30 protein-coding genes are annotated in these 25,225 nt (G+C 70.1%); 13 read left to right on the top strand and 17 right to left on the bottom strand.

Annotated features, from left to right (window positions below):
- Nucleotides 1–40: 40 nt before the first annotated feature.
- Genes KV397_RS01450 through KV397_RS01440 form a run of 3 tightly spaced genes read right to left on the bottom strand, consistent with a single transcriptional unit; the run spans nt 41 to nt 3,332 of the window.
- Nucleotides 41–1,420 carry a hypothetical protein gene (locus tag KV397_RS01450; RefSeq protein ID WP_261811988.1) on the bottom strand — a complete coding sequence of 460 codons (1,380 nt, stop codon included), beginning with the start codon at nt 1,418–1,420 and terminating at the stop codon, nt 41–43.
- Nucleotides 1,420–2,490 (bottom strand): NAD-dependent epimerase/dehydratase family protein, encoded by a 1,071-nt coding sequence (locus KV397_RS01445; protein WP_261811987.1) that lies wholly within the window; start codon nt 2,488–2,490, stop codon nt 1,420–1,422. Before KV397_RS01445 ends, KV397_RS01450 begins: the two co-directional genes overlap by 1 nt.
- Complete coding sequence (locus KV397_RS01440; protein ID WP_248570420.1) at nt 2,487–3,332, bottom strand: MTAP family purine nucleoside phosphorylase; 846 nt, start codon at nt 3,330–3,332, stop codon at nt 2,487–2,489. The genes KV397_RS01445 and KV397_RS01440 overlap by 4 nt, the downstream gene beginning before the upstream one ends.
- Nucleotides 3,333–3,443: 111 nt before the next feature.
- Here KV397_RS01440 and KV397_RS01435 point away from each other — a divergent pair, with 111 nt between their 5' ends.
- Genes KV397_RS01435 through KV397_RS01425 form a run of 3 tightly spaced genes read left to right on the top strand, consistent with a single transcriptional unit; the run spans nt 3,444 to nt 4,950 of the window.
- Nucleotides 3,444–4,100, top strand: coding sequence for a hypothetical protein (locus tag KV397_RS01435; RefSeq protein WP_261811986.1), 657 nt, complete (start codon nt 3,444–3,446; stop codon nt 4,098–4,100).
- The gene (locus tag KV397_RS01430; RefSeq protein ID WP_153243022.1) at nt 4,097–4,699 is read left to right on the top strand and encodes a molybdopterin-dependent oxidoreductase; all 603 of its coding nucleotides are present in this window, start codon (nt 4,097–4,099) and stop codon (nt 4,697–4,699) included. Before KV397_RS01435 ends, KV397_RS01430 begins: the two co-directional genes overlap by 4 nt.
- A complete protein-coding gene (locus KV397_RS01425; protein WP_153243023.1) occupies nt 4,699–4,950 on the top strand; it encodes a hypothetical protein in 252 nt (83 codons plus the stop codon). Before KV397_RS01430 ends, KV397_RS01425 begins: the two co-directional genes overlap by 1 nt.
- Nucleotides 4,951–5,267: 317 nt before the next feature.
- Here KV397_RS01425 and KV397_RS01420 read toward each other — a convergent pair whose 3' ends face one another.
- The 5 genes from KV397_RS01420 to KV397_RS01400 form a co-directional block, all read right to left on the bottom strand.
- Nucleotides 5,268–5,627, bottom strand: a complete 360-nt coding sequence (locus KV397_RS01420; protein WP_261811985.1) for an RES domain-containing protein — start codon at nt 5,625–5,627, stop codon at nt 5,268–5,270.
- Nucleotides 5,627–6,013 (bottom strand): hypothetical protein, encoded by a 387-nt coding sequence (locus KV397_RS01415; protein WP_131494181.1) that lies wholly within the window; start codon nt 6,011–6,013, stop codon nt 5,627–5,629. The genes KV397_RS01420 and KV397_RS01415 overlap by 1 nt, the downstream gene beginning before the upstream one ends.
- 94 nt (nt 6,014–6,107) lie before the next feature.
- Complete coding sequence (locus KV397_RS01410; RefSeq protein ID WP_153243025.1) at nt 6,108–6,791, bottom strand: class I SAM-dependent methyltransferase; 684 nt, start codon at nt 6,789–6,791, stop codon at nt 6,108–6,110.
- Complete coding sequence (locus KV397_RS01405) at nt 6,788–7,489, bottom strand: TIGR04282 family arsenosugar biosynthesis glycosyltransferase (RefSeq protein ID WP_261811984.1); 702 nt, start codon at nt 7,487–7,489, stop codon at nt 6,788–6,790. The genes KV397_RS01410 and KV397_RS01405 overlap by 4 nt, the downstream gene beginning before the upstream one ends.
- A complete protein-coding gene (locus tag KV397_RS01400) occupies nt 7,486–8,148 on the bottom strand; it encodes a glycosyltransferase family 2 protein (RefSeq protein ID WP_134352384.1) in 663 nt (220 codons plus the stop codon). Before KV397_RS01400 ends, KV397_RS01405 begins: the two co-directional genes overlap by 4 nt.
- Before the next feature lie 113 nt (nt 8,149–8,261).
- Here KV397_RS01400 and KV397_RS01395 point away from each other — a divergent pair, with 113 nt between their 5' ends.
- The 4 genes from KV397_RS01395 to KV397_RS01380 all read left to right on the top strand — a co-directional run bounded on the left by KV397_RS01395 (nt 8,262) and on the right by KV397_RS01380 (nt 11,980).
- Nucleotides 8,262–8,990 carry a response regulator transcription factor gene (locus KV397_RS01395; RefSeq protein ID WP_047521046.1) on the top strand — a complete coding sequence of 243 codons (729 nt, stop codon included), beginning with the start codon at nt 8,262–8,264 and terminating at the stop codon, nt 8,988–8,990.
- Nucleotides 8,990–10,126: a sensor histidine kinase gene (locus KV397_RS01390; RefSeq protein WP_131494184.1), complete on the top strand. Its 1,137-nt coding sequence runs from the start codon at nt 8,990–8,992 to the stop codon at nt 10,124–10,126. Before KV397_RS01395 ends, KV397_RS01390 begins: the two co-directional genes overlap by 1 nt.
- A gap of 41 nt (nt 10,127–10,167) precedes the next feature.
- On the top strand, nt 10,168–11,490 hold the full coding sequence (locus tag KV397_RS01385) for an MATE family efflux transporter (protein WP_134352385.1): 1,323 nt from the start codon (nt 10,168–10,170) through the stop codon (nt 11,488–11,490).
- A gap of 145 nt (nt 11,491–11,635) precedes the next feature.
- Entirely contained in the window at nt 11,636–11,980 is a 345-nt protein-coding gene (locus KV397_RS01380) for a hypothetical protein (protein ID WP_261811983.1), read from the top strand.
- Between the two features lie 30 nt (nt 11,981–12,010).
- Here the strand turns inward: KV397_RS01380 and KV397_RS01375 are convergent, their stop codons facing one another.
- Nucleotides 12,011–12,688 carry a TrmH family RNA methyltransferase gene (locus KV397_RS01375; protein ID WP_261811982.1) on the bottom strand — a complete coding sequence of 226 codons (678 nt, stop codon included), beginning with the start codon at nt 12,686–12,688 and terminating at the stop codon, nt 12,011–12,013.
- A gap of 79 nt (nt 12,689–12,767) precedes the next feature.
- Between KV397_RS01375 and KV397_RS01370 the strand changes: the two genes are divergently transcribed.
- The 6 genes from KV397_RS01370 (at nt 12,768) to KV397_RS01345 (ending at nt 16,683) form a co-directional block, all read left to right on the top strand.
- Nucleotides 12,768–14,060, top strand: coding sequence for an Nramp family divalent metal transporter (locus tag KV397_RS01370; protein ID WP_052193353.1), 1,293 nt, complete (start codon nt 12,768–12,770; stop codon nt 14,058–14,060).
- A gap of 20 nt (nt 14,061–14,080) precedes the next feature.
- A complete protein-coding gene (locus tag KV397_RS01365) occupies nt 14,081–14,377 on the top strand; it encodes a hypothetical protein (protein ID WP_047521057.1) in 297 nt (98 codons plus the stop codon).
- Nucleotides 14,378–14,424: 47 nt separating this feature from the next.
- Nucleotides 14,425–15,054, top strand: a complete 630-nt coding sequence (locus tag KV397_RS01360; RefSeq protein ID WP_131494192.1) for a metal-dependent transcriptional regulator — start codon at nt 14,425–14,427, stop codon at nt 15,052–15,054.
- A 70-nt stretch (nt 15,055–15,124) separates the two neighbouring features.
- Nucleotides 15,125–15,937 carry an HAD-IIA family hydrolase gene (locus KV397_RS01355; RefSeq protein ID WP_047521068.1) on the top strand — a complete coding sequence of 271 codons (813 nt, stop codon included), beginning with the start codon at nt 15,125–15,127 and terminating at the stop codon, nt 15,935–15,937.
- A gap of 3 nt (nt 15,938–15,940) precedes the next feature.
- Entirely contained in the window at nt 15,941–16,519 is a 579-nt protein-coding gene (locus tag KV397_RS01350; RefSeq protein ID WP_261811981.1) for a YdeI/OmpD-associated family protein, read from the top strand.
- Entirely contained in the window at nt 16,516–16,683 is a 168-nt protein-coding gene (locus KV397_RS01345; RefSeq protein WP_165875499.1) for a hypothetical protein, read from the top strand. Before KV397_RS01350 ends, KV397_RS01345 begins: the two co-directional genes overlap by 4 nt.
- A gap of 163 nt (nt 16,684–16,846) precedes the next feature.
- Here the strand turns inward: KV397_RS01345 and KV397_RS01340 are convergent, their stop codons facing one another.
- The 8 genes from KV397_RS01340 to KV397_RS01305 are packed head-to-tail and all read right to left on the bottom strand — an operon-like array spanning nt 16,847 to nt 25,173.
- Complete coding sequence (locus KV397_RS01340; protein ID WP_261811980.1) at nt 16,847–18,475, bottom strand: ABC transporter ATP-binding protein; 1,629 nt, start codon at nt 18,473–18,475, stop codon at nt 16,847–16,849.
- Nucleotides 18,472–19,557: a serine hydrolase domain-containing protein gene (locus KV397_RS01335; protein ID WP_261811979.1), complete on the bottom strand. Its 1,086-nt coding sequence runs from the start codon at nt 19,555–19,557 to the stop codon at nt 18,472–18,474. Before KV397_RS01335 ends, KV397_RS01340 begins: the two co-directional genes overlap by 4 nt.
- Nucleotides 19,554–20,729, bottom strand: a complete 1,176-nt coding sequence (locus KV397_RS01330) for an enolase C-terminal domain-like protein (protein WP_261811978.1) — start codon at nt 20,727–20,729, stop codon at nt 19,554–19,556. Before KV397_RS01330 ends, KV397_RS01335 begins: the two co-directional genes overlap by 4 nt.
- Nucleotides 20,726–21,229 carry a GNAT family N-acetyltransferase gene (locus KV397_RS01325; protein ID WP_261811977.1) on the bottom strand — a complete coding sequence of 168 codons (504 nt, stop codon included), beginning with the start codon at nt 21,227–21,229 and terminating at the stop codon, nt 20,726–20,728. The genes KV397_RS01330 and KV397_RS01325 overlap by 4 nt, the downstream gene beginning before the upstream one ends.
- Nucleotides 21,226–22,416 carry an anhydro-N-acetylmuramic acid kinase gene (locus KV397_RS01320; protein ID WP_261811976.1) on the bottom strand — a complete coding sequence of 397 codons (1,191 nt, stop codon included), beginning with the start codon at nt 22,414–22,416 and terminating at the stop codon, nt 21,226–21,228. The genes KV397_RS01325 and KV397_RS01320 overlap by 4 nt, the downstream gene beginning before the upstream one ends.
- Nucleotides 22,416–23,321 carry an N-acetylmuramic acid 6-phosphate etherase gene (gene murQ / locus KV397_RS01315; protein WP_153243033.1) on the bottom strand — a complete coding sequence of 302 codons (906 nt, stop codon included), beginning with the start codon at nt 23,319–23,321 and terminating at the stop codon, nt 22,416–22,418. Before murQ ends, KV397_RS01320 begins: the two co-directional genes overlap by 1 nt.
- Entirely contained in the window at nt 23,318–24,205 is an 888-nt protein-coding gene (locus tag KV397_RS01310) for an ABC transporter permease (protein ID WP_052193357.1), read from the bottom strand. The genes murQ and KV397_RS01310 overlap by 4 nt, the downstream gene beginning before the upstream one ends.
- Nucleotides 24,202–25,173, bottom strand: a complete 972-nt coding sequence (locus KV397_RS01305) for an ABC transporter permease (protein ID WP_047521078.1) — start codon at nt 25,171–25,173, stop codon at nt 24,202–24,204. The genes KV397_RS01310 and KV397_RS01305 overlap by 4 nt, the downstream gene beginning before the upstream one ends.
- Nucleotides 25,174–25,225: the final 52 nt, after the last annotated feature.

Below are 25,225 nucleotides of genomic sequence, written 5' to 3'. Positions count from 1 at the left end.
ACGCCCCTCCCCCACCGCGTCGAGGCGGGCCCGTCCGCCGTCACCATCCGGTCTGCAACAGGGACTGGACGATGATCGCGGCGACGACCTGCACCGCCAGCAGCCAGCGGCGCGCCCGTTCGTCGAAGAGCGCCAGACCGATCGTGATCCAGGGCACGAACGGCAACCAGATGCGCTCCACCTCCGCCCGGCTCATGTTCGACAGATCGGCCAGGAGCACCATGAGCACCCCGGCGGCGCAGAGCAGCAGCACGATGGTGCGCGGCTCCCATCCGCGCCCTGACTCGGTTCGGAGTTCCGGAACCTGACGCCGCTCTCGTGGTCCGCGGATCGCCCACGCCCCGACTGCGGCGAAGGCCGCACCGATCGCCGGCCCGGCGCTGACCGCGAACGCGGCGATGTTCCCCCACAGCCAGTACCCGGGCGGTCGGCGCGATGCCACCCCATCCCAGTAGCGCTGCTGCAGCACCGGGAACGCCTCCCACCAGGCGAAGCCGAAGACCGCGAAGGCCCCCACGACGGCGATCGCCGAGACCGCGGCGATCGGCAGCGGGATCCACGACCTCCCCGCCACCAGCACGGCGACCGCGAGCACCCCCAGCAGGGGGAGGCCGTACGAGAGCATCACGCAGTATCCGAGCAGGAGGCCGGCCCCGACCGACCACGCGATCCGCGCGACACCACCCGCACGCGTCGCGAGCGCCAACAGACAGATGCCCCACGCGGCGACGGCCATGAACATGCCGTCGCCCGAGACCGCCACCCAGATCGCCGCGGGGGTGAACACCAGGAACGGAGCCGCGCGACGGGCGAGGTCGGCCGCACCGAGGGCGCGCAGCGTGATCAGCACCGCCACCACGGTCGTGGCACCCAGGAGCAGGACCACGAATCCGGCGGCGAGCGCGCTCCCGAGCCCCATCCGCACCAGGACGACGAAGAAGAGCAGGGCTCCCGGGGGATGACCGGCGATGTGCACGGGCCAGTTGTCCTCATGCGCGTACGGGATCCGCTCGATGTACTCGCGGAGCGTGGCCCCGAAGTCGTCGACCTCCCGTGCGGTCCCGAGGTACTCGTACCGGTGGTCGAGGATGGTGCCGATGCCGTCGAGCCCGTCCACCGTGGCGAGCGCGAACAGCCACAACGCGGACGCCGCGAACGCGAGCAGCAGCAGCCGCCCCCACCGGACCGAGGAGGCGAGCCGCGGACCCCAGATCACGCCGGCCACACCGAGCAGCACCGCCAGGGGTGTCCCCGGTCCGACTCTCGGCATCCACTCCGCGTGCAGCGGCGGGAACGACTTGACGCGCACGTTCCATCCCGTGAGCGCCGGGATCAGGACCGCGGCCGCGATGAGCACGACGGCCGCGACCGTCCCCCAGACGGCGAGACGCTGCCCCGGACGCGTCGCGGCACCCGCCATCAGACGTCCGCCCCCGTGCGAAGCGAGGCATGCGCGAACTCACGCACCCCCTCGTCGAAACCGACCTGCGGCCGCCACCCCAGCTCTCGAGCGATGCGATCCGCCGAGGCCGTGATGTGGCGCACGTCGCCCGACCGGAACTCCCCCGTCCGCACCGGCGGCGGCCCTCCGAACGCCGCGGCGAGCACGTCGGCGAACTCTCCGATGGTGTGCGGGACGCCCGTGGCCACGTTGAACGCCCGCGTGGTCCCGCGCTCCACACGATCCGTCCACTCGAGGGCGGCGAGGTTGGCGCGTGCCACATCCCGGACATGGATGAAGTCGCGTCGCTGCTGCCCGTCCTCGAACACGCGTGGGGCCTCGCCCCGCTCGAGGGCCGAACGGAAGATCGATGCCACTCCTGCGTACGGCGTGTCCCGGGGCATCCCCGGTCCGTAGACGTTGTGATAGCGCAGCAGCGCCGCCCGCCCTCCGTCATAGGCCCACGTGCGGGCCAGCAGTTCCTGCTCGAGCTTGGTCGCCGCGTAGGCGTTGCGCGGATCGCAGGGCTGCTCCTCGGGGATCGACATCGGTCGGAGGGGCTCCCCGGTGTGCGGCGACCGCGGCTCGAAGCGACCCGACTCCAGATCGGCCCGGCTCCGCGGTGCGGGCTGCACGAGACGATCCCCCTCCCGGTACAGCCCCTCGCCGTAGACGACCATCGACGACGCGAGGACGAGGCGTTCGATCCCGGCCTCCGCCATCGCCGAGAGCACCACCGCCGTGCCGAGCGAGTTCGAGCCCACGTAGTCGGGGGCATCGTGGATGCTGACGCCGAGTCCGACCTTCGCCGCCTGATGACAGACCGCGTCGACCCCGCTCAACGCCTGGCGCACGGCGTCACGGTCGCGCACATCGGCAGCGACGAACTCGACCTGGCTTCCCCCTTCCGGCTCGGGGGCGGAGCTGCCGTGCACGTCGGGGCGAAGGGAATCGAGGATCCGAACACGCCAGCCCGCGGCGATCGCCTCGTCGACGATCGCGGAGCCGATGAAGCCGGCTCCGCCCGTCACGAGCAGAAGTCGACTCATGCTCGTGCCCCGATCAGTGCCGCGACGACCTGAGGCGCCAGGCGCTCGGGCGGCTCGTACCCCGGAGGGATGGCGGCGATGATCGCTGCGACAGCCGCGCTCAACCGCGGCTGCGCCTGTGCCATCACGGCGAACACGCGTTCCGCGGTGGCCGAGGTGTCATCCTCCGTCTCGCCGTGCTCGGTGTCGGTGTCGGTCACGATCGCGAGGTTCACGTGCGCGAACCCGAGCTCTGCGGCGAGCGCCGCCTCGGGCAGCTGGGTCATGTTGACCAGGGCGGCTCCCATCGCGCGGTGCCAGTCGGCCTCGGCGGCGGTCGCGAACCGCGGTCCCTGCACCACGACGCTGGTCCCCGCGGGGTGCACGCGCTCCCCCTGGTCACGGAGCACCCGGAACGCGATCTCGCGCAGATGCCGGTCGTAGGGCTCCGCGAACGGCAGATGCTGCACACCGGCGATCTCGATGTCCCCGTCGAAGTAGGTGTCGGCCCTGCCGTGCGTGCGGTCGATGAGCTGATCGGTCAGCACGAAGTCACCGGGCGCGAGCGATGACGCCAGCCCACCCACCGCGTTGGTCGACAGCAGCACCCGCGCCCCGAGCCGCCGAAGCCCCCACAGCAGCGCCCTGGCGTTGACCCGGTGCGGCGGCACCCGATGGCCCGCCCCGTGCCGCGGCGCGAACGCCACCGCGCGTCCGTGCAGCCGTCCGACGACGATCTCGGGAACGACTCCCCACGGTGAGTCCGACGCGGGAAGGACTCGTCTGTCCCCGAGGTCGAGCGCTTCGAAACCCGATCCTCCGATCACGGCGAACTCGATCCGGCCCGGCTGCGCGTCAGTCATGCTCCCAGCGTGCCCGCGGAGTCGGCATACCGGCACCCCATTTCCTTACACCCCGATGACAGGTTCCCGATCCACCCGCGTCCGGGCACGCCCGGTCCGCATACTGAGGACATGCGCGACGACCACTCGACCGGTTCGGTGACCGAACGGCTCTCCGTCGCGCTCCAGGATCGGTCGGAACGTGCGCAGCGAGCCCTGGGCTCCCCCCTGCGCACGACCCGGATGGCCGTCGTCATCGGCAGACTGCTCGGTCTCGCCTTCCTCGTGTGCTTCGTCACCGGCCTGTACAGCCACCTGCAGCAGGATCCGCTGCCCTGGCTGACGCTGCCGACGCGCCCGATCCACCTCTATGCCTGGAATCAGGGGATCCACGTCGTCGCGGGGTCGATGCTCATCCCGCTGCTCCTGGCGAAGCTGTGGATCGTGTTCCCGAAGCTCTTCGCCTGGCCTCCGGTACGCAGCTTCCCGCATCTGCTGGAGCGCCTGAGCCTGGCGGTGCTGGTGGCCGCCGCGCTGATGGAACCGATCACCGGGGTGCTCAACACCCTGCAGTGGTATCCGTGGGACTTCTCCTTCCGCCGCACGCACTTCGCGCTGGCCTGGGTCCTCATCGGGGCGATGGCCGTGCACATCGCGGTGCACCTCCCCGCGATCGTCACCGCCTGGCGCGCAGACCCGGACGATGACGATGCCGATGCCCCCTCCGATTCCGATGCCCGCTCCAATTCCGATGCCCCGTCCGATTCCGAAGGGACGGCGACGCGATGACCGCGCCCCTCTCCCGCCGCCGCTTCCTGGCCGGGGTCGGCGGCGCCTCCGCACTGTTCGGCGCCGCGGCGCTCGCCCACGCGGTCACGCCCATCGGCCCGTTCAGCCTGCGGGAGCCCCGCGCCCGCGCCGACAGCCCCCAGGATCTGCCCGTCAACCGTTCCGCGCGGCAGGCCGCTGTGACGGCGCTCGCCCTCGACCCGGAGTGGACGCTGACGGTCGCCGGCGTCGGGATGACCCGCGCCTTCACAGCGGCCGGACTCGAAGCCCTGCCGCAACGCACGGTCCGGCTCCCGATCGCCTGCGTCGAGGGGTGGACGGTCGACGCGTCCTGGACGGGTGTCCGCCTGCGGGATCTCCTCGCCACCGTCGACGCGCCCGACGACGCCACGATCCGCTTCCGCAGCCTGCAGCAGCGCGGCGCCTTCCGAGCCACCACGATGCCGCCTCAGTATGTCGGCGACCCTCTCACGCTGGTCGCCCTCCAGCTCAACGGGGAGCGCCTCGACCTCGACCACGGCTATCCGGCGCGCGTCATCGCCCCCGGGCGGCCCGGCGTGCTGCAGACCAAGTGGCTGTCCTCGATCGAGGTGGTGTGATGAGGGCCGGCAGAATCGCGCTCGCAGCCGTCGGGGTCGCCCTGCTGCTGTGGGGAGCCTGGCTGATGCTCTCCGCACAGGACTTCGCTCAGCTGTTCAGCGTCGCGGTCTGGCTGCTCGCCGTCGTCGTCGTGCATGACGGCCTTCTGACCGTCGTCAGCGCCGTGCGCCATCGCCTGCGGCCCCGGACCGCGACAACGGCACCCCGCGGGCACGTCGTCACTCGCGAGACGGATCCGGCAGACGGGTGAGGCTCACGAACGCCCGCCCCGACGTTGCGCTGATCAAGGCGCGCTCCCGCATCATGAGTCACGCCAGGTGAGGCCGTGGAGTTCCATCGCTTGAATCAGGTTCACATCGTCGGTGTCGACGATCCGAGAACTGATCTGATGGAGATGCCGACTCGCGGGGTCATCGCCGGGGCGCTCGAAGATCGCCCACAGCGCCAGGTCGTCACCGTGGCGAGAGCCGAATCGGACACCCTCCGCAATCGGCACTCCATCTTCACGTGTGAGGGCGTAGAAATCGACGGTCAGGCGGTGTGTGAGCTCTCGCGGGTACGCACGTTTCAGAGCTGCGGCGTCGAAGTCATCGAAGCCGAGCGACAGCGCAAGCCGCACATACTGCGGACGAAGCGCGGCGATCGTGGCGTCGGGAATTCGGCCACGTCTTGGGGGTCTTCGACGATGCCTTTGAGCATGACGGAGCCATCCTCGTTCACATCGGGCCGCGAGTAGGCGAGCAACTCGACGAAGCACCCGAATGCAGAGTCAGCTGCATAGGTCGTGCGGAAGGCAACGTCAGGGTCGTCCCAGCGCGCGTTGCCGGCGTACCGCGGGTCGATCCATGCCCACGGGTCTGGCGCTCGGCCCACGCGCCAGATTGTCGCGCCGCCCGCTTCGACCAGCTGCAGCTCGGGTGCGGCCATCAGGCACCGACGAAGCTCTTGGCCGCGTTGAGCACTCGTGCCATTCCCTCGTCGGTGCGATCCTCGTGGAGCACCCGAGCCGGTGAGAGATCGCCCAGCTGCGGGTTCATCCCCTGGAACCAGGTCGCGGCGACACCGTCACCCTCACTCCGGTCGATAAGAGTCGCGACCTGGAATGCCAGCCGCAGTCGACGTTCCGTGTTCGCCGTAGGCATGCGGTCACCATCAGCCCACGAGCGCACCGCACGTGTCTCGGTGACGTTGGCAATGTAGGCGACGAGCTTCGCGCCGAGTCGCTCACGCAGATCTGACACGATCTGCGGCACCCCTTGGCGGATCGAGTCATTGAAAGCAGCGAGCTTGGTGGCCTCGATGGTTGCGGACATGACCTTAGGATACCAGCGATGCCATCAAAGATGGCATACGTGATCTCAGCTTAGATCCCAACCAAGAAAGCTGGATAAAGCGGCGGACCGGCCGTCACTCGTGACACGGATCCGGCAGACGGGTGAGGCTCACGAACGCCCTCCCCGACAGTGTCCACGTCTCGATGATCTGCAACCCCGTCCCGTGCACCCGATCGCGGAGTGCCGTCGCTCCGATCTCGTACCACGGGAAGGGCGAGCTCGATCGGCCGTCGATGTCGACGACGGTCGCCTGATACCCCCGGTCCCGCGTCGGGTGCGGATCGACTTCGACGATCACACGTCCCCCCGGACCGACGATCTGCCCGCACCGGGCGAGCAGTGCGTCCGGCTCGCCCCCGATGCCGATGTTCCCGTCCAGGAGCAGCAGCGTGCCCCAGGAGCCCTCCTGCGGCAGCGGATCGAACACGGAACGCTGCAGCGCGGGCAGGCCCTGCTGCCTGGCGTGCTCGACGGCGGACATCGCGACGTCGACCCCCAGCCCGAGGTGTCCGGCCACGATCGCGGCGTGGAGTATCCGCCCCGGCCCGCATCCGACATCGAGCACGGGCCCTCGGATCCGGGCGATCACCGAGTCGTCGGCAGCGTCCGCGGCGGCGAGGAAACGACCGACCTCGACCCGATGCTCGGTTCCCTCCCCGAGTTCGATCAGGCGCAGCATCCCTCCCCCGTTGCGCAGGGCGAAGTCGTAGGGCGCATCGCCTCCGGCGCCGAAGTGCGCGGCGGTCGCGTTGCTCATCCTCGCCCGTTCCCTTCGCCCGCGCGGCCGACGGCAGCCGTGGCCTCGAAGACATCCGAGAAGCGGGGAAGCAGGCCGGCGAGATGCCCCTGCGGAGACAGAACGGCCGCGACCTCCCGCAGCGAGGCGAGATCGTCGATGTCCGTGAGAGGAGGAACGTCGCGCACGCGGAGCCACATCCGCACCAGACGTCGGCGCTGATGCGCCCCGGTGTTGGACACCGACATCGGCACACCGCGGACGAGGTCCCCTCGCGAGCACGATCCCAACCGTCCGGGGCGAAGATCGTCGATCCCGAGGAGCCAGAAGCCTCCGTCGGTCGCCGGTCCGATCCAGGCGTCGACGTCTTCCGGCCAGTCATCGGCGAGTGCGCGCAGCAGCATCGGATCCAGCTGAGGGGTGTCCATGCCGACCAGGAGCACCATCCCGGGAACGGAGTCCAGCGCTGCGCCGATCCGCTCGTCCAGCCCGCCCGAGACCTGGGGGATGACCCGGAAGCCCGCGGGAGCGGATACGTCTCCCTGCGCGCAGACGACGACCGGGAGCCCGGTCGCCCCCACTGCGTCGAGCGTGTCGGCGAGGCTCGCCTGTGCGATGTCCGCCGCCTCCTCCAGCGTGAAGGGCGGATGCAGCCGGGTCTTGACCTTTCCCGGCAGACACTCCTTCGCCATCACGATGATCGTCGTCTCGGCGTTCATGCGAGCCTCCTCAACGTCCGGTGCATATCCGACACCGCGATCAGGGTGCCCCGGACGGTTCCGGTGACCTTCGACCGGCCGGTCCGCGGGCGGTAGGAGACATCGGTCTCGCCGATGCGCAGCCCCTTCCGCCAGGCACGCAGCAGGAGTTCGAGGGGATAGCCGCTGCGTCGATCCTCCATCCCGAGGTCGAGGAGCATCTCGCGACGCCCGGCCCGGAACGGACCAAGATCGTGCATCGAGAGCCCGGTGCGCCGACGCACCATCGACAGCAGCACCGTGTTCGCGAATCGCGCATGGATCGGCCACGCCCCTCGCCCACCGACCCGGCGACGCCCGAACATGAGGTCGCTCTCACCTCGATGCACGGGGTCCGCGAGCCGATCGAGCTCGGTCAGGTCGAACGATCCGTCGGCGTCGCAGAAGGCGACGACGGGTGCCGTGGCCGCACGCAGTCCGGCATGCACGGCAGAGCCGTACCCGCGCCGCGGCTCCTGGATCACCAGCGCTCCGAGACGACGCGCGATCTCCGCCGACCCGTCGGTGGAGCCGTTGTCGACGACGATCGCCCGCGCACCGGAGGGAAGGGCAGCCAGCACCCCGGGCAGCGCCTCCGCTTCATTCAGACAGGGGAAGACGACGTCGGTGGGAAAGGCCATATCGCGACGCTAGAGAAGATGTCCCCCCGGCGACATCCGTCAACTCTTACGAACCGAGGAAGGTTGCCCTCCGAGCGGGTGACGGGGAGGACCTCCGAACCTACGATGAGAGCATGTCCGCGCCGTCCGTTCCGCCTCCGCACCTCGCGGAACTCGCCGACCGCCGGGTGCTCGTGATCGAGGACGATGCGACGGTGAGCGAGGTCGTCCAGGCGTATCTGCGCGCCGCGGGGTACCTCGTCGATCACGCCACGGACAGCTTCACCGGTCTGGCATCGGCCGCGGCGAGCGCTCCCGACCTGATCGTGCTCGACCGGATGCTCCCCGGAATCGACGGCGCCGAGGTGTGCCGGCGGATTCGGGCCGCCTCGGACGTCCCGATCATCATGCTCACGGCCCTCGGCTCGGAGGAGGACCGCATCGACGGCCTGGAAGCCGGTGCCGATGACTACGTGGTCAAGCCCTTCTCTCCCCGGGAACTGGTCCTCCGCGTGAACTCGGTGCTGCGCCGGAGCCTTCCCGAATTCGCGCGGGAGGCTCCGTTCGACCTCGGCCCCTTCCACCTCGACCCCTCGGCCAGGATCGTCACTCGGGACGGCGTGCCGCTCGAGCTGTCGGTGCGCGAGTTCGAACTGTTCGCGTTCTTCCTCAAGCACCCGCGGCAGACGTTCGATCGGCCCACGCTGCTGCGTCGGGTCTGGGGATGGGAGATCGGAGACCTCTCGACGGTCACGGTCACCACCCGGCGACTTCGGGAGAAGATCGAAGACGACCCCGGATCCCCCACGGTTCTCGTGACGGTGTGGGGCGTGGGGTACCGCCTCGAATGGGAGGACCGCTGATGCCGTTCGCCGATGTCGTCACGATCGCAGCCATCGCTCTCGGATGGGCTCTCCTCGTCGGAGGGGCCGGCCTGCTCGCGCTGTGGCTGCTGCGCCGGCGCTCACTGATGCTGCAGCTGTGCATCGTGATCCTCGCCGTGGTGCTGTCCTTCGCCGCCGGGGTGCTCGCGGTCGCCGAGGCGATGTACATCTCTCCCCACGACCTTCTCGTCGTGGTCGTGGTGACCGCCATCTCCGCCGTCGTCGCGGTCGCCGTCGCCGTGCTGCTCGCGGCCCGGCTCGTCCGCGACGCCCGCTCGCTGCAGAGGCTCACACATTCGATCGGTGAGGGCGAACTGCTCGAGGACACGGGCGCCCTCCCCGTGAACACGGAGTTCGCCCGCGTGGCCGCCGAACTCGTCTCGACCAGTGAACGGCTCGCGGCGGCACGCGAGGAGGTGCAGCTCCTCGATCGTTCGCGGCGCGAATTGATCGCGTGGATCTCGCACGACCTGCGCAGTCCTCTCGCCGGGCTGCGGGCGATGACGGAAGCACTGGATGACGGCCTGGCCGAGGACCCTGCCCGCTTCCATCGTCAGATGCGCCGCCAGGTCGACCACATGAGCGACCTCGTCGACAACCTGTTCGAGGTCTCGAAGATCTCGTCCGGCACACTGACGCTCCGTCTCGAACCGATGTCCCTGCACGATCTGGTCAGCGACGCGGTCGCCGAGCTCGCGCCGGTCGCCCGGGCGAAGGAGGTCGCGCTCGTCGAGCTGACCAGCCCGGATCACACCGTCGTCGGTGACGCGCGCGAGCTCGCCCGCGTGATGACCAACCTGCTCGCCAACGCGATCGAGCACACACCGGCCGGAGGGACGATCCGCATCAGGACCAGCCGCGAAGACGACGCGATGGTGCTCTCGGTCCAGGACACCGGCTCGGGCATCGCCCACGAGAACCTGACAAGCGTCTTCGAACCGGGGTGGCGGGGCACCGACGCGCGAACGCCCGGCACGAGCGTCCACGGCACGAGCGGTGCCGGTCTCGGGCTCGCGATCGCGCGCGGCATCGTCGAGGCGCACAACGGGGTGATCAGCGCGCACAACGCCGACGGCGGGTCGCGGTTCGACATCCGCTTGCCCGTGGGCGCCTGAGTCGGGCGGACGAGGTCCGTGCCAGGTCATAGGCTCGGAGGATGACCGCGCGCACCTCCCTCAACCGAGAGATCCTGCGCCTGGCCGTTCCTGCTCTCGGCGCGCTGGTCGCGGAGCCGGCCTTCCTGATCGTCGATGCCGCGCTGGTCGGACATCTCGGCACGACTCCGCTCGCCGGGCTCGGCATCGCCGCGGCCGTGCTGCAGACCATCGTCGGACTCATGGTCTTCCTGGCCTACTCGACCACGCCGGCGGTGGCGCGTCGCTTCGGCGCAGGTCAGCCGGGTGAGGCCGTGTCGGTCGGCATCAACGGGATGTGGCTCGCCCTCGGACTGGGAGCCGTCCTCGCGGTGATCGGCGCCGTCTCCTCGCCCTGGCTCGTGTCGCTCTTCGGCGCGAGCGAGGCCGTCGCCGCACAGGCCAACGAATACCTCGTGATCTCGATGTGGGGTCTCCCCGCGATGCTGATCGTGTTCGCGGCGACCGGGTTGCTCCGGGGCATGCAGGACACCATGACGCCGCTCTGGATCGCAGGGCTCGGCTTCGGCGCGAACGCCCTGCTGAACTGGCTGTTCATCTACGGACTCGGCTGGGGCATCGCGGGCTCGGCCGCCGGAACCGTGACCGCGCAGTGGGGGATGGTGGCCGCCTATGCCCTGGTGGTCCGCCACCTGGCCACGCGCCACAGCGCCTCGCTCCGCGCGCAGCGCGCCGGCATCCGCAGCACGGCCACGTCGGGCGGCTGGTTGTTCCTGCGCACCGTGAGCCTGCGTGTCGCGCTGCTCGCGACGGTGGGGATCGCGACCGGGATCGGGACCGATGAACTGGCCGGGTGGCAGATCGTGTTCACGATCTTCTCGGCTGCGGCCTTCGCTCTCGACGCACTCGCGATCGCCGCGCAGGCGTTGATCGGCAAGGAACTCGGTGCCGGCGACGAGCGACAGGTGCACCGGGTGCTGGCACGGACGGTGGCGTGGGGTGCGTGGTTCGGCGTGATCGTCGGCGGGCTGATCGCCGCCCTCTCCGGGGTGCTCGGCATCGTGTTCACCGGCGACGCCGAGGTCGCCGCTCTCGTGCAGCCGGCGCTGCTCGTGCTCGCCGTCGCCCAGCCCATCGCCGGTGTCGTCTTCGTGCTCGACGGGGTGCTCATGGGCGCGAACGATGCGCGGTACCTCGCGATCGCCGGCGGCGTGAACCTCGTGCCTTTCCTGCCGGCACTGTGGATCATCTCCGCGGTCGGCGTCGACGGATCCGCAGGCCTCGTCTGGCTGGCCGTGGCTTTCTTCGGCGTCTATCTGCTCGCCCGGCTCGGCACCCTCGGCTGGCGCGTGCGCTCAGGGCGCTGGCTCACCGCGTCGGCGTGATCCCGGGTGCCGGTTCCGCGGCTGAGCTGACTGCACAGACTTCCGCGAGAACGACTTCTCCACAATCGCTGAGTTCCCCGGAATACTAGGCCTCCGTTCCCTGGCGCCTCGACGATCATCGAGGAACAATGAGGGGATGCTGGGGATGACGGAACCACAGGTCTGGACACTGATCGGTGTCTTCGCCGCAGCCATGTTCGGAACGCTCACGCTGATGTCGACGATGTTCCTGCGAACGATGCAGAACGGCTTCGACGGCGTGCGCACCGAGCTGAAGAACGAGTTCGCCAGCGTCCGGACCGAGTTCAGGAACGAGTTCGCCAGCGTCCGGACCGAATTCAGGAACGAGTTCGCCAGCGTCCGGACCGAGTCGGGCAGCGAGTTCAGCGGCGTGCGCACCGAGATCCGGGCCATCCACGAGCGCATCGATCACCTCGACCGGGACGTCAGCGCGATCTATCGCCACATCTTCGGCATCGACCGCGGCTGACGACTGCTCGACGGCCGTCGTCGCGACGGCTCAGCCGGCGTAACGGCGGCACCACTCGTACATGATCACGGCCGCCGCAGCGCTGGCGTTGATCGAACGCGTCGAGCCGTACTGGGTGATCTCGATGTGCGCGGAGGCCGCGGCGAGCGCTTCGCTGGACAATCCCGGCCCCTCCTGACCGAAGAGCAGGACGCAGCGGAGCGGGAGATCTGCCTTGTCGACGGGGACGGCACCGTCGACGTTGTCGACCGCGATGATCGGAAGCCCTTCGGCCGCAGCCCACGCCGCGAAGGTCTCGACGTCTTCGTGGTGCACGACGTGCTGGTAGCGATCGGTCACCATCGCCCCGCGCTTGTTCCACCGTCGGCGACCGATGATGTGCACAGTGTCGGCGAGGAAGGCGTTGGCGCTGCGCACGATCGACCCGATGTTCATGTCGTGCTGCCAGTTCTCGATGGCGACGTGGAACGGATGCCGCTGGGTGTCGAGGTCGGCCACGATCGCCTCCATCCGCCAGTAGCGGTAGCGGTCGATCACGTTGCGGGTGTCGCCCTCGGCCAAGAGGAGAGGGTCGTACTGCTCCCCCTCGGGCCAGGCCTCCGCACCGCCCGGCCAGGGTCCGACGCCGTAGCCGGGTTGGCCGATGGAGCCCGTCGCCGCGGCCGCCGAAAGGTCCGGTGTCGTGCGGTCCGCCGAGGCATCATCCATCCCGCCAGGCTATCGCCGCCTCCGCGGAGCCGGCACCGAGGACTTTTAGGTGGACCGAAAAATACGCTACGGTTTCGGTGTGCCTAAAAATTCTGTGCTTCCGGGAACCACGAAGGATCTGACCCCGGCGACCGCGCCCCGCGGGCTGTGGCTGCTCGGACCCGCCCTCGTCGCCGGGGTCGCCTACCTCGACCCGGGAAACGTCGCGAGCAACATGACCGCGGGCGCCCAGTATGGCTACCTGTTGGTCTGGGTCGTCGTCGCCGGCAACGTCATGGCCTGGCTCATCCAGTACCTCTCCGCGAAACTGGGGGTCGTCACGGGGCAGAGCCTTCCCGAGGTGCTGGGCACACGCCTGCGCCGCCCGTGGGCACGCCGGGCGTACTGGGTGCAGGCCGAACTCGTCGCGATGGCCACCGATCTCGCGGAGATCATCGGCGGGGCGGTCGCCCTGAACCTGCTCTTCGACGTACCCCTGCTGCTCGGCGGCCTGATCACGGGCGCCGTCTCGATGATCCTCCTCACGGTGCAGAACCGTCGTGGCGCACGTCCGTTCGAGTTCGTGATCATCGGACTGATGGCCATCATCACGATCGGCTTCGTCGCCGGTGTGTTCGTGGCTCCGCCGGATCCGGCAGGGATCCTGGGCGGCATGGTGCCGCGCTTCGAGGACACCGGATCCGTGCTGCTGGCAGCCTCGATCCTCGGGGCGACGATCATGCCGCACGCGATCTACGCGCACTCCTCCCTCGCCCGCGACCGTTTCGGGGCGACGACCGCGCACGCCGGCGACGAAGCCGTGCGCACCGAGAGCTCGCGCATCCGTCGGCTCCTCACCGCCACCCGCTGGGACGTCTCGGTCGCGATGGTGATCGCAGGTTCGGTCAACCTCTGCATCCTTCTGCTCGCCGCCGCGAACCTGGCGGGGGTCGAAGGCACCGACTCACTCGAGGGGGCGCACGCCGCCCTCGCCGCCGGCCTCGGACCGGTCGTCGCCACGTTCTTCGCGGTCGGCCTGCTCGCTTCCGGTCTCGCCTCGACGTCGGTCGGCGCCTACGCGGGAGCCGAGATCATGCACGGCCTGCTGCACGTGCGCGTCCCCCTGCTCGCACGGCGACTGGTGACGCTGATCCCCGCTCTCGTGATCCTCGGGATCGGTTTCGATCCGACGCTCGCCCTCGTGCTCAGTCAGGTGGTGCTGTCCTTCGGGATCCCGTTCGCCCTGATTCCCCTGGTCGTGCTCACGGCACAGCGACGGACCCTCGGCGCCTGGGTCAATCGACGGTGGACGACAGCGGCCGGCATCGTGGCCTCGGTGCTGCTGATCGCACTGAACGGCGCCCTGCTCTGGCTGGTGCTGACGGGAGCCTGAGCCCGGATAGGCTCGGAGGCATGTCTGCCGAGAGCGCTCGCCGCACCGTCCGCATCCTCACCTGGACCGGCTTCGCGACCGGCATCATCGGTGGGCTGCTGATCGCCTTCCCGAAGGTCATCGGGCCCGCCAGCCCCTGGGTGCAGCTGGCCCTCGGCGTGGCCACCCTCGTGCTGGCGTTCCGTGCCCGCAAGGTCGGCATCGACGAGGTCGAGGGGTTCGACGGCCGGCTCTCGCTGGCCGCCGCCCTCCTCGGATTCCTCGTCCTGTTCTTCGCGGGGCAGGCGGCGTTCATCTTCCTGAGCACCCTGGGCTGACCTCCGTCGCTGCCTGGGCGCGGGAGAGCACCGCGTAGGCTGGTCGGGTGGCCTCCCCCGCAGCTGACGACTATCTGAAGACCGTCTACGCGCACACCGAGTGGCAGGATGCGCCGATCACCCCGTCGGTGCTCGCCGCGAAGCTCGGCATCGCCCCCTCGTCGGTCACCGAGATGGTCAAGAAGCTCGCTGCCGCGGGGCTCGTCTCGCACGTGCCCTACGGCGCGGTGCGGCTGACGGAGGCCGGCACAGCCCGCGCCCTCGCGATGGTGCGCCGACACCGGCTGGTCGAGACCTGGCTGGTGCAGGAGTTCGACTACGGCTGGGACGAGGTGCACGACGAGGCCGAGGTGCTCGAACACACCATCAGCGACCGACTGCTGGAAGGCATCGACGCCCGCCTCGGACGCCCCCGCTTCGACCCGCACGGCGATGCGATCCCCGATGTCGACGGGCACGTGGAGCGGGTGCCGTTCGTGCTTCTGGCCGATGCCGCGGTCGGACACACGGGACGCGTGCTGCGGGTGAGCGACCAGGATCCGGAAGTGCTCCGCGCCGTGGAGGCCGCGGGCATCGCGGTCGGCGTCGAGGTCACGGTGACCGCCGCCGGTGTGTCTGTCGACGGCACCGACGCCGAGGTCGCGCACGCCGCGGACGTGATCTGGCTCACCGCCTGAACCGATCTGTTGCGGCACCCCTCTGCCACACGGACATGTGCCGGCAACCCTCGCCCTCTAGGCTGTGCACATGGCACAACGTGACGACATCGAATGCTGGCTCACCGACATGGACGGTGTGCTCGTCCATGAGAACGACGCCATTCCCGGGGCGTCCGAACTGCTCGCCGGGTGGGAGAGCGCAGGCATCCCGTACCTGGTGCTCACCAACAACTCGATCTTCACCGCGCGCGACCTGTCGGCACGCCTCCGCATCAGCGGACTGCACGTACCCGAGGAGCGCATCTGGACCTCGGCCCTCGCCACCGCCGACTTCCTGAAGCAGCAGCTGCCCGGTGGCTCGGCGTTCGTGATCGGCGAGGCCGGCATCCTCACCGCCCTGCACGACGCCGGCTTCATCATGACCGAGACGAACCCCGACTTCGTGGTCGTCGGCGAGACGCGCAACTACTCGTTCGAGGCGATCACGAAGGCGATCCGCCTCATCATCGGCGGCGCGCGGTTCATCGTCACGAACCCGGATGCCACGGGTCCGAGCACCGACGGGCCGCTCCCGGCCACCGGTGCGATCGCGGCCCTCATCACCAAGGCCACCGGCAAGGAGCCCTACGTGGTCGGCAAGCCGAACCCGATGATGTTCCGGTCGGCGCTGAACAAGATCGGCGCGCACTCGAAGCGCACCGGCATGATCGGCGACCGGATGGACACCGACGTCGTGGCCGGCATCGAGGCGGGCCTGCACACCGTCCTGGTCCTCACCGGGATCAGCGACCAGGCCGAGGTCGAGAAGTACCCGTTCCGCCCCGATGAGATCGTGCAGTCCGTGGCCGACCTGCTGCCGCGGATCACCGAGACGATCCCGACGGTGAAGACGAAGAAGTAGCCCATGGGCGCACTGGAAGACGGCGAGCGGATTCGGGCGGCCGATGCGGTCGCCTGGCGCACCTGGCTCCAGGAGAACCACGAGCGGACCACGGGCGTCTGGCTGTTGAGCGTGCGGGGTGCCGCCGACGGTGTCGAGTACGAGGACGCCGTGCGGCATGCGCTCTGCTTCGGATGGATCGACGGCCCGGTGCGCGTGTTCGGCGAGGGAACGGACGAGCGCGCCGTCGGACAGTGGTTCTCGCCTCGCCGTCCCGGCAGCGGATGGGCGGCGACGAACAAGGCTCGGATCGCGGAACTCGAGGCGGAGGGGCTGCTCGCCCCGGCCGGGATCCGTGCGCTGGAGACGGCGAAGGCGAACGGCTCCTGGACCGTGCTCGACGGCCCCGAGGCCGGGATCGAGCCGGACGAGTTCGCCGCCGCCCTCGATGCCGTCCCCGTTGCGCGCGAGAACTGGGACGCGTTCCCGAAGTCGGTGAAGAAGTTCGGTCTCACGCACATCGCGATGGCCAAGCGCCCGGAGACCCGGTCGGCCCGCATCGCCAAGATCGTGGCGGATGCCGCGGAGGGGAAGCGACCATGAACCAGAACGACCTGCTGTTCCTCGTGGTCTTCCTGATCCTGCTCAGCTCGCTGACCGTGTTCATCGTGCAGTTCGTGCGCTCCCGCCGTGGTCGCGGCGGCTCGGACGACGGCCGTGCGGGCTGGTGGGAAGGCCCCTGGGACGACGACGACCGCAAGCGCTGAGCCCGCGGTCGTCGAGGCCCGCCCGTCTGCCGCCCCGCCCGTGTGCCGTCCGGAGCAGATGTCGGGAGATTTCACGGATGTCGAGCGGATGAAGGGCATTCGCCCGACATCCGCCCATCCTCCCGACATGTGAACCGACGACAGGCGTGACATCTGCTCCCGCTCAGGACGCCAGCGACGCCCCGGGGATCGCGGCGAGCAGTTCCCGCGTGTACGGATGCTGCGGGTCGTCGAAGATGCGCTCCGGCGTGCCGCTCTCCACCACGACACCGCGCTGCATGACGTGCACCTCGTCGGAGATCATCCGCACGACGGCGAGATCGTGGCTGATGAACAGGTAGCTCAGGCCCAGGCGCTTCTGCAGGTCGGCGAGCAGATCGAGGATCTGCGCCTGCACCAGCACGTCGAGCGCCGACACCGCTTCGTCGAGCACCACGAGTTCGGGCTCGAGCGCCAGGGCGCGGGCGATCGCGACGCGCTGACGCTGTCCGCCCGACAGCTCGTGGGGCAGACGCTCGGCCATCGCCGCGGGGAGGGCGACCTGTTCCAGCAGCTCGAGCACCCGTGCCTTGCGGGACGCCGTCGTGCCGATGCGGTGGACACGCAGCGGCTCGGCGATCGACTGCTCGACGGTGTAGCGGGGGTCGAGTGAGGCGTAGGGGTTCTGGAAGACGGGCTGCACCCGACGGCGCAGGGCGAACAGCTCCTTGCGACGGAGAGTGGTCAGGTCGAGCCCGTCGAACAGGATCGATCCCGACGTGGCGTCTTCGAGCCCGAGCACCATGTTCGCGGTGGTCGACTTGCCGGACCCCGACTCCCCCACGATCGACACCGTGGTGCCCCGCCGGATCTCGAAGCTCACCCCGTCGACCGCGGTGAACGTCTGCGGTTCCCCCGCTTTGGGAGCGCGGAGTGCGAACTCCTTGCGGAGGCCACGGATCTCCACGAACGGAGTGCCCGTGGCGGCCTCGCGCTGCGGCAGGGCATCCCGGCGGGACGCGAGGCTGGGCGCCGCGGCGAGCAGTTGCTTGGTGTACTCGTGCTGCGGGGCGCCGAGGACCTGGGCGGACGTCCCCTCCTCCACCACCCGGCCACGGAACATGACGACGATGCGGTCGGCGCGCTCGGCGGCGAGGGCCAGGTCGTGGGTGATCAGGAAGACCGCGGTGCCGAGCTCATCCGTGAGCGTGTCGAGCTGGTCGAGGATGCGCCGCTGGACCGTCACGTCGAGAGCGGAGGTGGGCTCGTCGGCGATGAGCAGGCGCGGCTTGCAGGCGAGGCCCATCGCGATCAGCACGCGCTGCCGCATACCTCCGGAGAACTCGTGCGGGTACTGGTGAGCGCGCTGGGCGGCGTCCGCGATCCCCACCATCTCCAGAAGCTCGACGACCCGGGCCTTCGTGGCCTCTCCGTGGGTGTGACCGTGCACCTCGAGGGCCTCGCCGATCTGCTCGCCCACACGCATGAGCGGGTTGAGGTTCGACATCGGATCCTGCGGCACGAGACCGATCCCCGCGCCGCGCAGCGAGATCATCGCGTTCTCGGGCAGATCGGTCAACTCGCGCCCGTCGAAGCGGATGCTCCCGGCCGTGATCGAGCCGTTCTCCGGCAGCAGGCGGTTGACGGCCGCGGCGGTGGTCGACTTGCCCGATCCCGACTCGCCCACGACCGCGACGGTCTCACCGGCGGCGATGTCGATGTTGACGTCGCTGATCGCGGTGACCAGCTCGGAACCGGTCCGGAAGGCGACGGCGAGACCGCTGATGCTCAGCACGGGCTCGGTGATGCTCATGATGTTCTCGTTCCTTCGTTGTCGTCCAGGAGGGCGGGGAGCACCGTGCGCCAGAGCGCCTCGGTCGGTGCGGGTTCGGGGGCGAAGAGGCGGGTGCTCAGCAGCACCGCGGCGGTGCCGGTGTTCGGGACGATCCCGAGGGCACAGCCCGTGAAGCCGGGGTGCCAGAGCACGCGGGTCGGCCGGCCGGCGACGGCGACCGTGTCGCTGCGCCACCCCAGCGCCTGTCCGGCATCCGGTCCGTCGCGGAAGAGCTCGGCGACGTCGTCCGGGCCCCACAGCGCGGGATGGCGCTCGGGCGCGGCGAGCGCCGCCCCCAAGGTCAGCAGGTCGGTCGCGGTGCTGAACAGCCCCGCGTGGCCGGAGACGCCACCGAGAGCATGGAAGCAGTTGCCGTCGTTCACGACGCCGGTGATCTCCTCCTCGCGCCAGGTGAAGTCCCGCGCCGCGGTGAGGATCGGGTAGGGCTCCCCCGTGGCGACCATGCGGCGTTCGGCGACGTCACCGATCGCGGACGAGGCGACGGGCCGACCGGCGGGTCCGTATGCCGTGCGATCCAGGCCGAGGGGCGCGGTGACGAGCTCGCGGACGGCGGCGTCCAGAGGCAACCCGGTGACCGCCGCGACGATGCGGCCCAGGAGCATGAAGCCGAGGTCGGAGTAGTGGCGGGCGTCGTCGAGGGCGTATCGCAGCGGGATCGCGTCCGCCGCGGCGTCGGGGTCGCCGGCGTGCTCACGGTCGAGGTAGAGAGGCTGCCACTCCCACAGGCCGGCGCGGTGCTGCAGGAGGTGGCGCACGGTCGTTCCCGGAGCGCACGCGGTCCCGGAGACGAAGCGGTCGACCGGATCATCGAAGCGCAGGTCGCCCCGGCTGACCAGTCTGAGGATCGCTGTCGTCGTCGCCGCGACCTTCGAGACCGAGGCGATGTCGAACGCGGTCTCGGTGGTCATCGGGGTTCCGGCGAGGTCGGCCAGGCCGCTGGCCGCGACCTCACGTCCCGCCTCGGTCACGACGCCCGCGACGACTCCGCGCGGGGCGGACTCCATCCCGAGGACGGCGGCGACGGCGGCGGCGGCGGTCATACGCGCACCTCCGCACCGCGGCCGAGGTCGCGATCGAGGTCGCGGTCGAGGTCGAGGAGGATGTCGGTCTGTGCGTCGGATGCGAGCCCCAGGATGCCCAGCCCCGTGCCCGCCCCGAGCGTCAGCACCTCACCGGACGGGGCGACCCCACCCACCACGGGCGAGCGACGCAGCCAGGACGCCGCGTCCAGGTCGTGCACGACATCGGGGGCGACGGCCGCTGCGAGGTGGGCTGCGGCACTCACTCCGACGTGGGACTCCATCATGCAGCCGATCACGACCCCCAGCCCCGCCTCTCGTGCGGCCTCCGCGGCAGCGATCGCCTCGGCCGGACCGCCCGTCTTGGCGAGCTTGATGTTCACGAGGGCGGCGGCTCCCCGATCGGCGATCACGCGCACGTCCTCGGCCGTCCGCACCGACTCGTCCGCCATGATCGGGGTGTCGACGGCCGCCGTCACCGCGGCGAGCGCGTCGAGGTCGTGGGCGGCGACCGGCTGCTCGACGAGTTCGAGCCCGAGATCCGCGTCCTCGGCGGTACGGATCACGCGGATCGCGGTCTCGGCGTCCCAGGCCTGGTTCGCGTCGATGCGCAGGGTGATGTGGGGCCCGACAGCCGCACGGACGGCCCGTAGCGCGGCCACGATGTCGTGCGCGGCCGAGGCCTTGAGCTTGAGGCAGCCGAAGCCTGCGGTGACGTACTCCTCAGAAAGCGTCGCCACCGCCTGCGGCTCTCCCACGGACAGGGTCATGTCGGTGCGGACGTGCGACGTTCGTGAGGAGTTGTGCACCGCGTGCGCGCGAGACAGGTCGGCCACGAGCGAGACCTCCCGCTGCTGGGCGGCGAGATCGGCGACCGCGCACTCGACAGCGCTGCGGGCGGCCGCATTGCCCCAGATCGACCGCGCGATGTCCCCCGGGAGCCCGGCGTCGCCGGCATCGCGACCGAGCACGGCGTCGGCGAGCGGACCTGCGACCGCGGCGGCGACGCTCTGCGGACTCTCCCCCGTGACACGCCAGCTCGTGGCGGCTTCCCCGTATCCTCGGCGCCCCTCCGCATCGGTCGCCTCGACCAGCACGACGTCGAGACGGTCCGTCTGCCGCACGGCCGTGATGAACGGGCGCACCAGCGGGGACGACACCCGGAGCAGGCGCAGACGCACCACGGCGCTCATGTCCACTCCTTGCGCATGCGCTGCTCGGGCTCGCCGAACTCCGGCTGCGTGCGGGTGGCCCCATCCGGATGCCAGCCCTTCGCCTCGTAGAAACCGATCGACGGCGCATTCGCTGCGAACACCCACAGTGTCGCGGCTTCGGCCCCGGCCTCCCGCAGCTCTGCCGTCGCCCACGTCAGCAACGCTCCGCCGATGCCGCCGCCGTGAGCACGCGGCGACACATACAGGGAGTGCACGGCCCCGTCGATCCGCCCGTCGGTGTTCGACGTCGCCGCGTACCGGGTGATCCCGACGATCCCGCCGTCCCGCTCGGCCACGAGCACGATGCCCACCGGGTCGGAGAGCACCCGCCGCCACAGCGTCTCCGCGCGCGCGTCGGTCATGGCGTCGATCGCCGCATCGGGGAGGACGCCACGGTAGCTCTCCCGCCAGCAGGCGAGGAACACCTCGAGCACCCCGGACAGGTCGTCCGGGGTGGCGGGGCGCACCTGGAGGGTCACGATGTCGCGGCCTCCGTGAGCACGAGGGAGTCGATGGCGGCGACGGGTTCCGGCATCTGCAGCGGACCGACGCCCGGGGTGATCGTGCCCAGGATGCGCGGCTCGCGAGCACCGGTGCCGCCCGGGACGATCGCGGGGACGCCGTGCATCGTGGACCAGCCGATCAGGGCGAGGAGGATCGCCTCCTTGCTGTCGGCCGCAGCCCCCAGTTCGTCGGCCAGCACGACCTCGGTCGCGGGCAGGGCGGCGCGCAGTCCATCGAGGATCAGCGGGTTGCGGCAGCCGCCGCCCGACACGGCGAGGAACCCGATGCCCGCGGCCTCCACGTCGCGTGCGACCGTGCGGACGGTGAGCTCGGTCAGTGTCCGCACGACATCCGCCACCGCGATCTCGCGCCCCTGCGCGGCGAGGTGCTCGTGCACGTAGCCGAGGTGGAAGTGTTCCTTGCCCGTGCTCTTGGGCGGGGTGAGCGCGTAGTAGGGGTCTTCGAGCAGAGCGGCCAGCAGCGTCTCGTCGACCTGCCCGGTGCGGGCGATCGCGGCGTCGTCGTCGTAGCCGAGCGGGTTGAGGTCGTGCTCCACGATGACCGCGTCGACGAGTGCGTTCGCGGGGCCGATGTCGTAGGCGACCAGGCCGTCCTGCCGCACCACCGTCATGTTCGAGATGCCGCCCAGGTTCAGGGCGGCGGACACCCCGGCGCGTGAGCGCAGCAGCAGCTCATCGAGGAACGACACCAGCGGCGCACCGTGGCCACCGACGGTGATGTCGCGGATGCGGATGTCGGAGACCACGGGGGCACCCACCTTCTCCGCGATCCAGGCGGGCTGCCCGATCTGCAGGGTGCCCCGCGCGTGCGCGCCGTCGACCCAGTGGTACACGGTCTGTCCGTGCGAGCAGACCGCGTCGATGCCCCCCACTTCTGCGGCGATGTCGGCCGCGACGTCGGCGAATGCCTGACCGATGAGCGTGTCGAGCTCCGCGACTTCGGCGAGCGTCGTCTGCGCCGGCGGCAGCGCCGCGATCAGCCGCGACCGCAGTTCGGGGGTATACGGCACACTCATCGCCGCGAGCACCGTGCCGCGCAGGTCCACGCCGTGCGCGGTGAAGCCGCCACTGGTCGTGAAGTCGACGACGGCGGCATCGATCCCGTCGTGCGAGGTGCCGGAGATCAGTCCGAGGACGCGCATCAGTTCTCCTCCAGTGCGGTGCGCAGCCGGCCGTCGGCGGCATGCAGTCGTGCGGTCGCCGCCGGGAGATCCTCCCCGCGGCGGATCATGATCGACGCGAGCTTCACGTCGTAGGCGGCCGATTCCAGAGCGGCCAGCGCCGCGTCCCGGTCGACCGCCGCGATGGTCTGCACCATCCGGATGGCCCGCTCACGCAGCTTGTGGTTGGTGGCCTTCACATCCACCATCAGGTTGCCGTACGCCTTGCCGTTTCGCACCATCGAGATGGTCGAGAACATGTTCAGCACGAGCTTCTGGGCCGTGCCCGACTTGAGCCGCGTCGAGCCGGAGAGCACCTCGGGGCCGACCTCGACCTCGATCCCGTGCTCCGCCGCGGCACTGAGCGCGGTGCCGACATTGCACGAGAGACCGATGCTGAGCGCTCCGAGCTCGCGCGCACGGCGGACGGCCGCGATCACATAGGGCGTGCGTCCGCTGGAGGCGATGCCGATCACGGTGTCGAGCGGACCGATGCCGGCCGCGTCGATCGCTGCAGCACCCGCGTCCGCGTCATCCTCCGCACCCTCGACGGGGTTCACGATCGCGCCGGGGCCCCCGGCCATGATCGCGAAGACGAGCTCCGGCGGCGTGCTGAACGTGGGCGGGCACTCCGAGGCGTCGAGCACACCGATGCGTCCGGGGGTTCCCGCGCCGACGTAGACCAGGCGGCCACCCTGCGCCATGCGAGCGGCCGTCTCCTCGATGGCGGGCACGATCTGCGGCAGGGCGCGCTGCACCGCGGCGGGCACGGTGGCGTCCGCCTCGTTCATGGTCTGCGCGAGTTCCGCCACGCTCATCAGGTCGAGTTCCGCATAGCGCGGATCGCTGGCTTCCGTGGCCAGCCCGCCGAGATCCTCCCGGGTCATCGCTTTCCTCTGTTCCGGGGGTCGAGACTGTCGCGCAGCCCGTCACCGAGCAGGTTCAGGCCGACGACGAGGAGCACCACGATCACACCGGGCGCGATCATCGTCCACGGCGCGATCGTCACGAGCGTGCGCGCCTCGAAGATCATCGAGCCGAGCGATGGGGCGGGCGGCGGCGTGCCGAGACCGAGGAAGCTCAGCGAGGCCTCGGTGAGCACGGCCCACGACAGGGAGAGCGTGACCTGCACGATGATGATCGACGTGATGTTCGGCAGCACGTGCCGGAACATGGTCGCCATGCGACTCTGACCCGTGCTCTTGGCCGCCTTGACGTACTCGACCTCGCGCAGCGACAGCACGGGTCCGCGGGTGACGCGGATGAAGATCGGCACGTACACGATCGCGATGGCCACGGCGATGGTGAACCAGTTGCGGTCGAACACCGACGCGAGCGACAGGGCCAGCAGCAGCGGAGGGAACGCGAACAGCACGTTGGTGACCGCCGTGATCGCGCCGTCGGAGATGCCGCGGTAGAAGCCGGCGATGAGTCCGCACACGGTTCCGACGACGGTGGCGAAGGCCACCGCGACCACCGAGATCAGCGCCGAGTTGGCGACACCGGCGGCCACGCGGGAGAACACGTCGCGACCGAACTGATCGGTGCCGAACCAGTGCACGGCGGACGGCGGCTGCAGGCGGGACGGCGGATCCTGCGCAAGCGGGTCGAACGGCAGCAGCCCGAACGCCGAGACGAGGCTCAGCACCGCGAGCAGGACGACGATGATGAGGCCCGTGAGTCCACTGCGACTGCGCAGCAGGAGACGCACGCGCTCCATGCTGCGCCCGCCGCCGGGGGCGAGGGTCGGAGTCTGAGAGATGTCGGTCATGCGGCACGCACCCGAGGATCGATGACCCGGTAGAGCAGGTCGGTGAGCAGGTTGACGATGACGAAGGCGAGCGCGATCACGAGGACGGTGCTCTGCACGAGTGCGTATTCCTTCTGCTGGATGCCGAGGAGCACCTGTCGCCCGATGCCGGGGAGCGAGAAGATCTGCTCCACCACCACGGCGCCGCCGAGGAGGTAGCCGAACTGCAGGCCGGTCATCGTGACGATGGGAACCAGGGCGTTGCCGAGCACGTGACGCACCTGCAGCCGCCGCGGCGGGACGCCCTTCGCCCTGGCCGTGCGGATGAAGTCGTTGGCGCGGATCTCGAGCACCGCGGTGCGGGTCGTGCGCATGATCGGCGCGGCGATGCCGAAGCCGAGCACGATCGAGGGCAGCAGCATCTGCTGGAGGTTCAGCAGCGGGTCCTCGAACAGCGTGGCGTAGGCCTGACCGTTCGGGTTGAAGCCGAACGAGGAGGCGAGGATCGCCAGGAGCGCCGTCCCGAGCAGGAACGCGGGGATCGAGAGACCGGCGAGGCCGACGACCTGTCCGACGCCGTCGCGGAACGAGTCGGGCTTCGAGGCGGAGAGCATTCCGAGGGGGATGCCGATGGCCAGGGCGATCACGATCGAGAAGATCGCGAGCTCGAAGGTGACGGGAAGAGCGGCGGCGGTGAGATCGAGGACGCTCGTCTGTGCCCGAGAGGAGAACCCGAGGTTTCCGGTGAAGATGTTGCCCAACCAGGAGAAGAACTGCACGAAGAGCGGCTGGTCGAGCCCGTAGTAGGCCTCGAGGGCTGCGCGTTGCGACGGCGTGAGGGCGGCCGCCTCCGTGCCGAGGCCGGAGCTGATCTGATCGCCGGGGATGGCCCGCAGCATCAGGAAGACGAAGATGGCGACGCCGAGGAGCGTGCCGAGTGCGGCGACGATGCGTCGCAGCACGCTGTTGCGGAGGAGCTGTCTGAACATGCGCGTGTGGGGGTGCCTGTCGTCGGGGAGGGAGGGGGCGCGGGGTGGCCGC

The organism is Microbacterium aurugineum (assembly GCF_023101205.1).
GTDB lineage: Bacteria > Actinomycetota > Actinomycetes > Actinomycetales > Microbacteriaceae > Microbacterium > Microbacterium aurugineum.
Note: the sequence above shows the minus strand (reverse complement) of the source record. Positions and strands in the feature narration are given on the sequence as shown.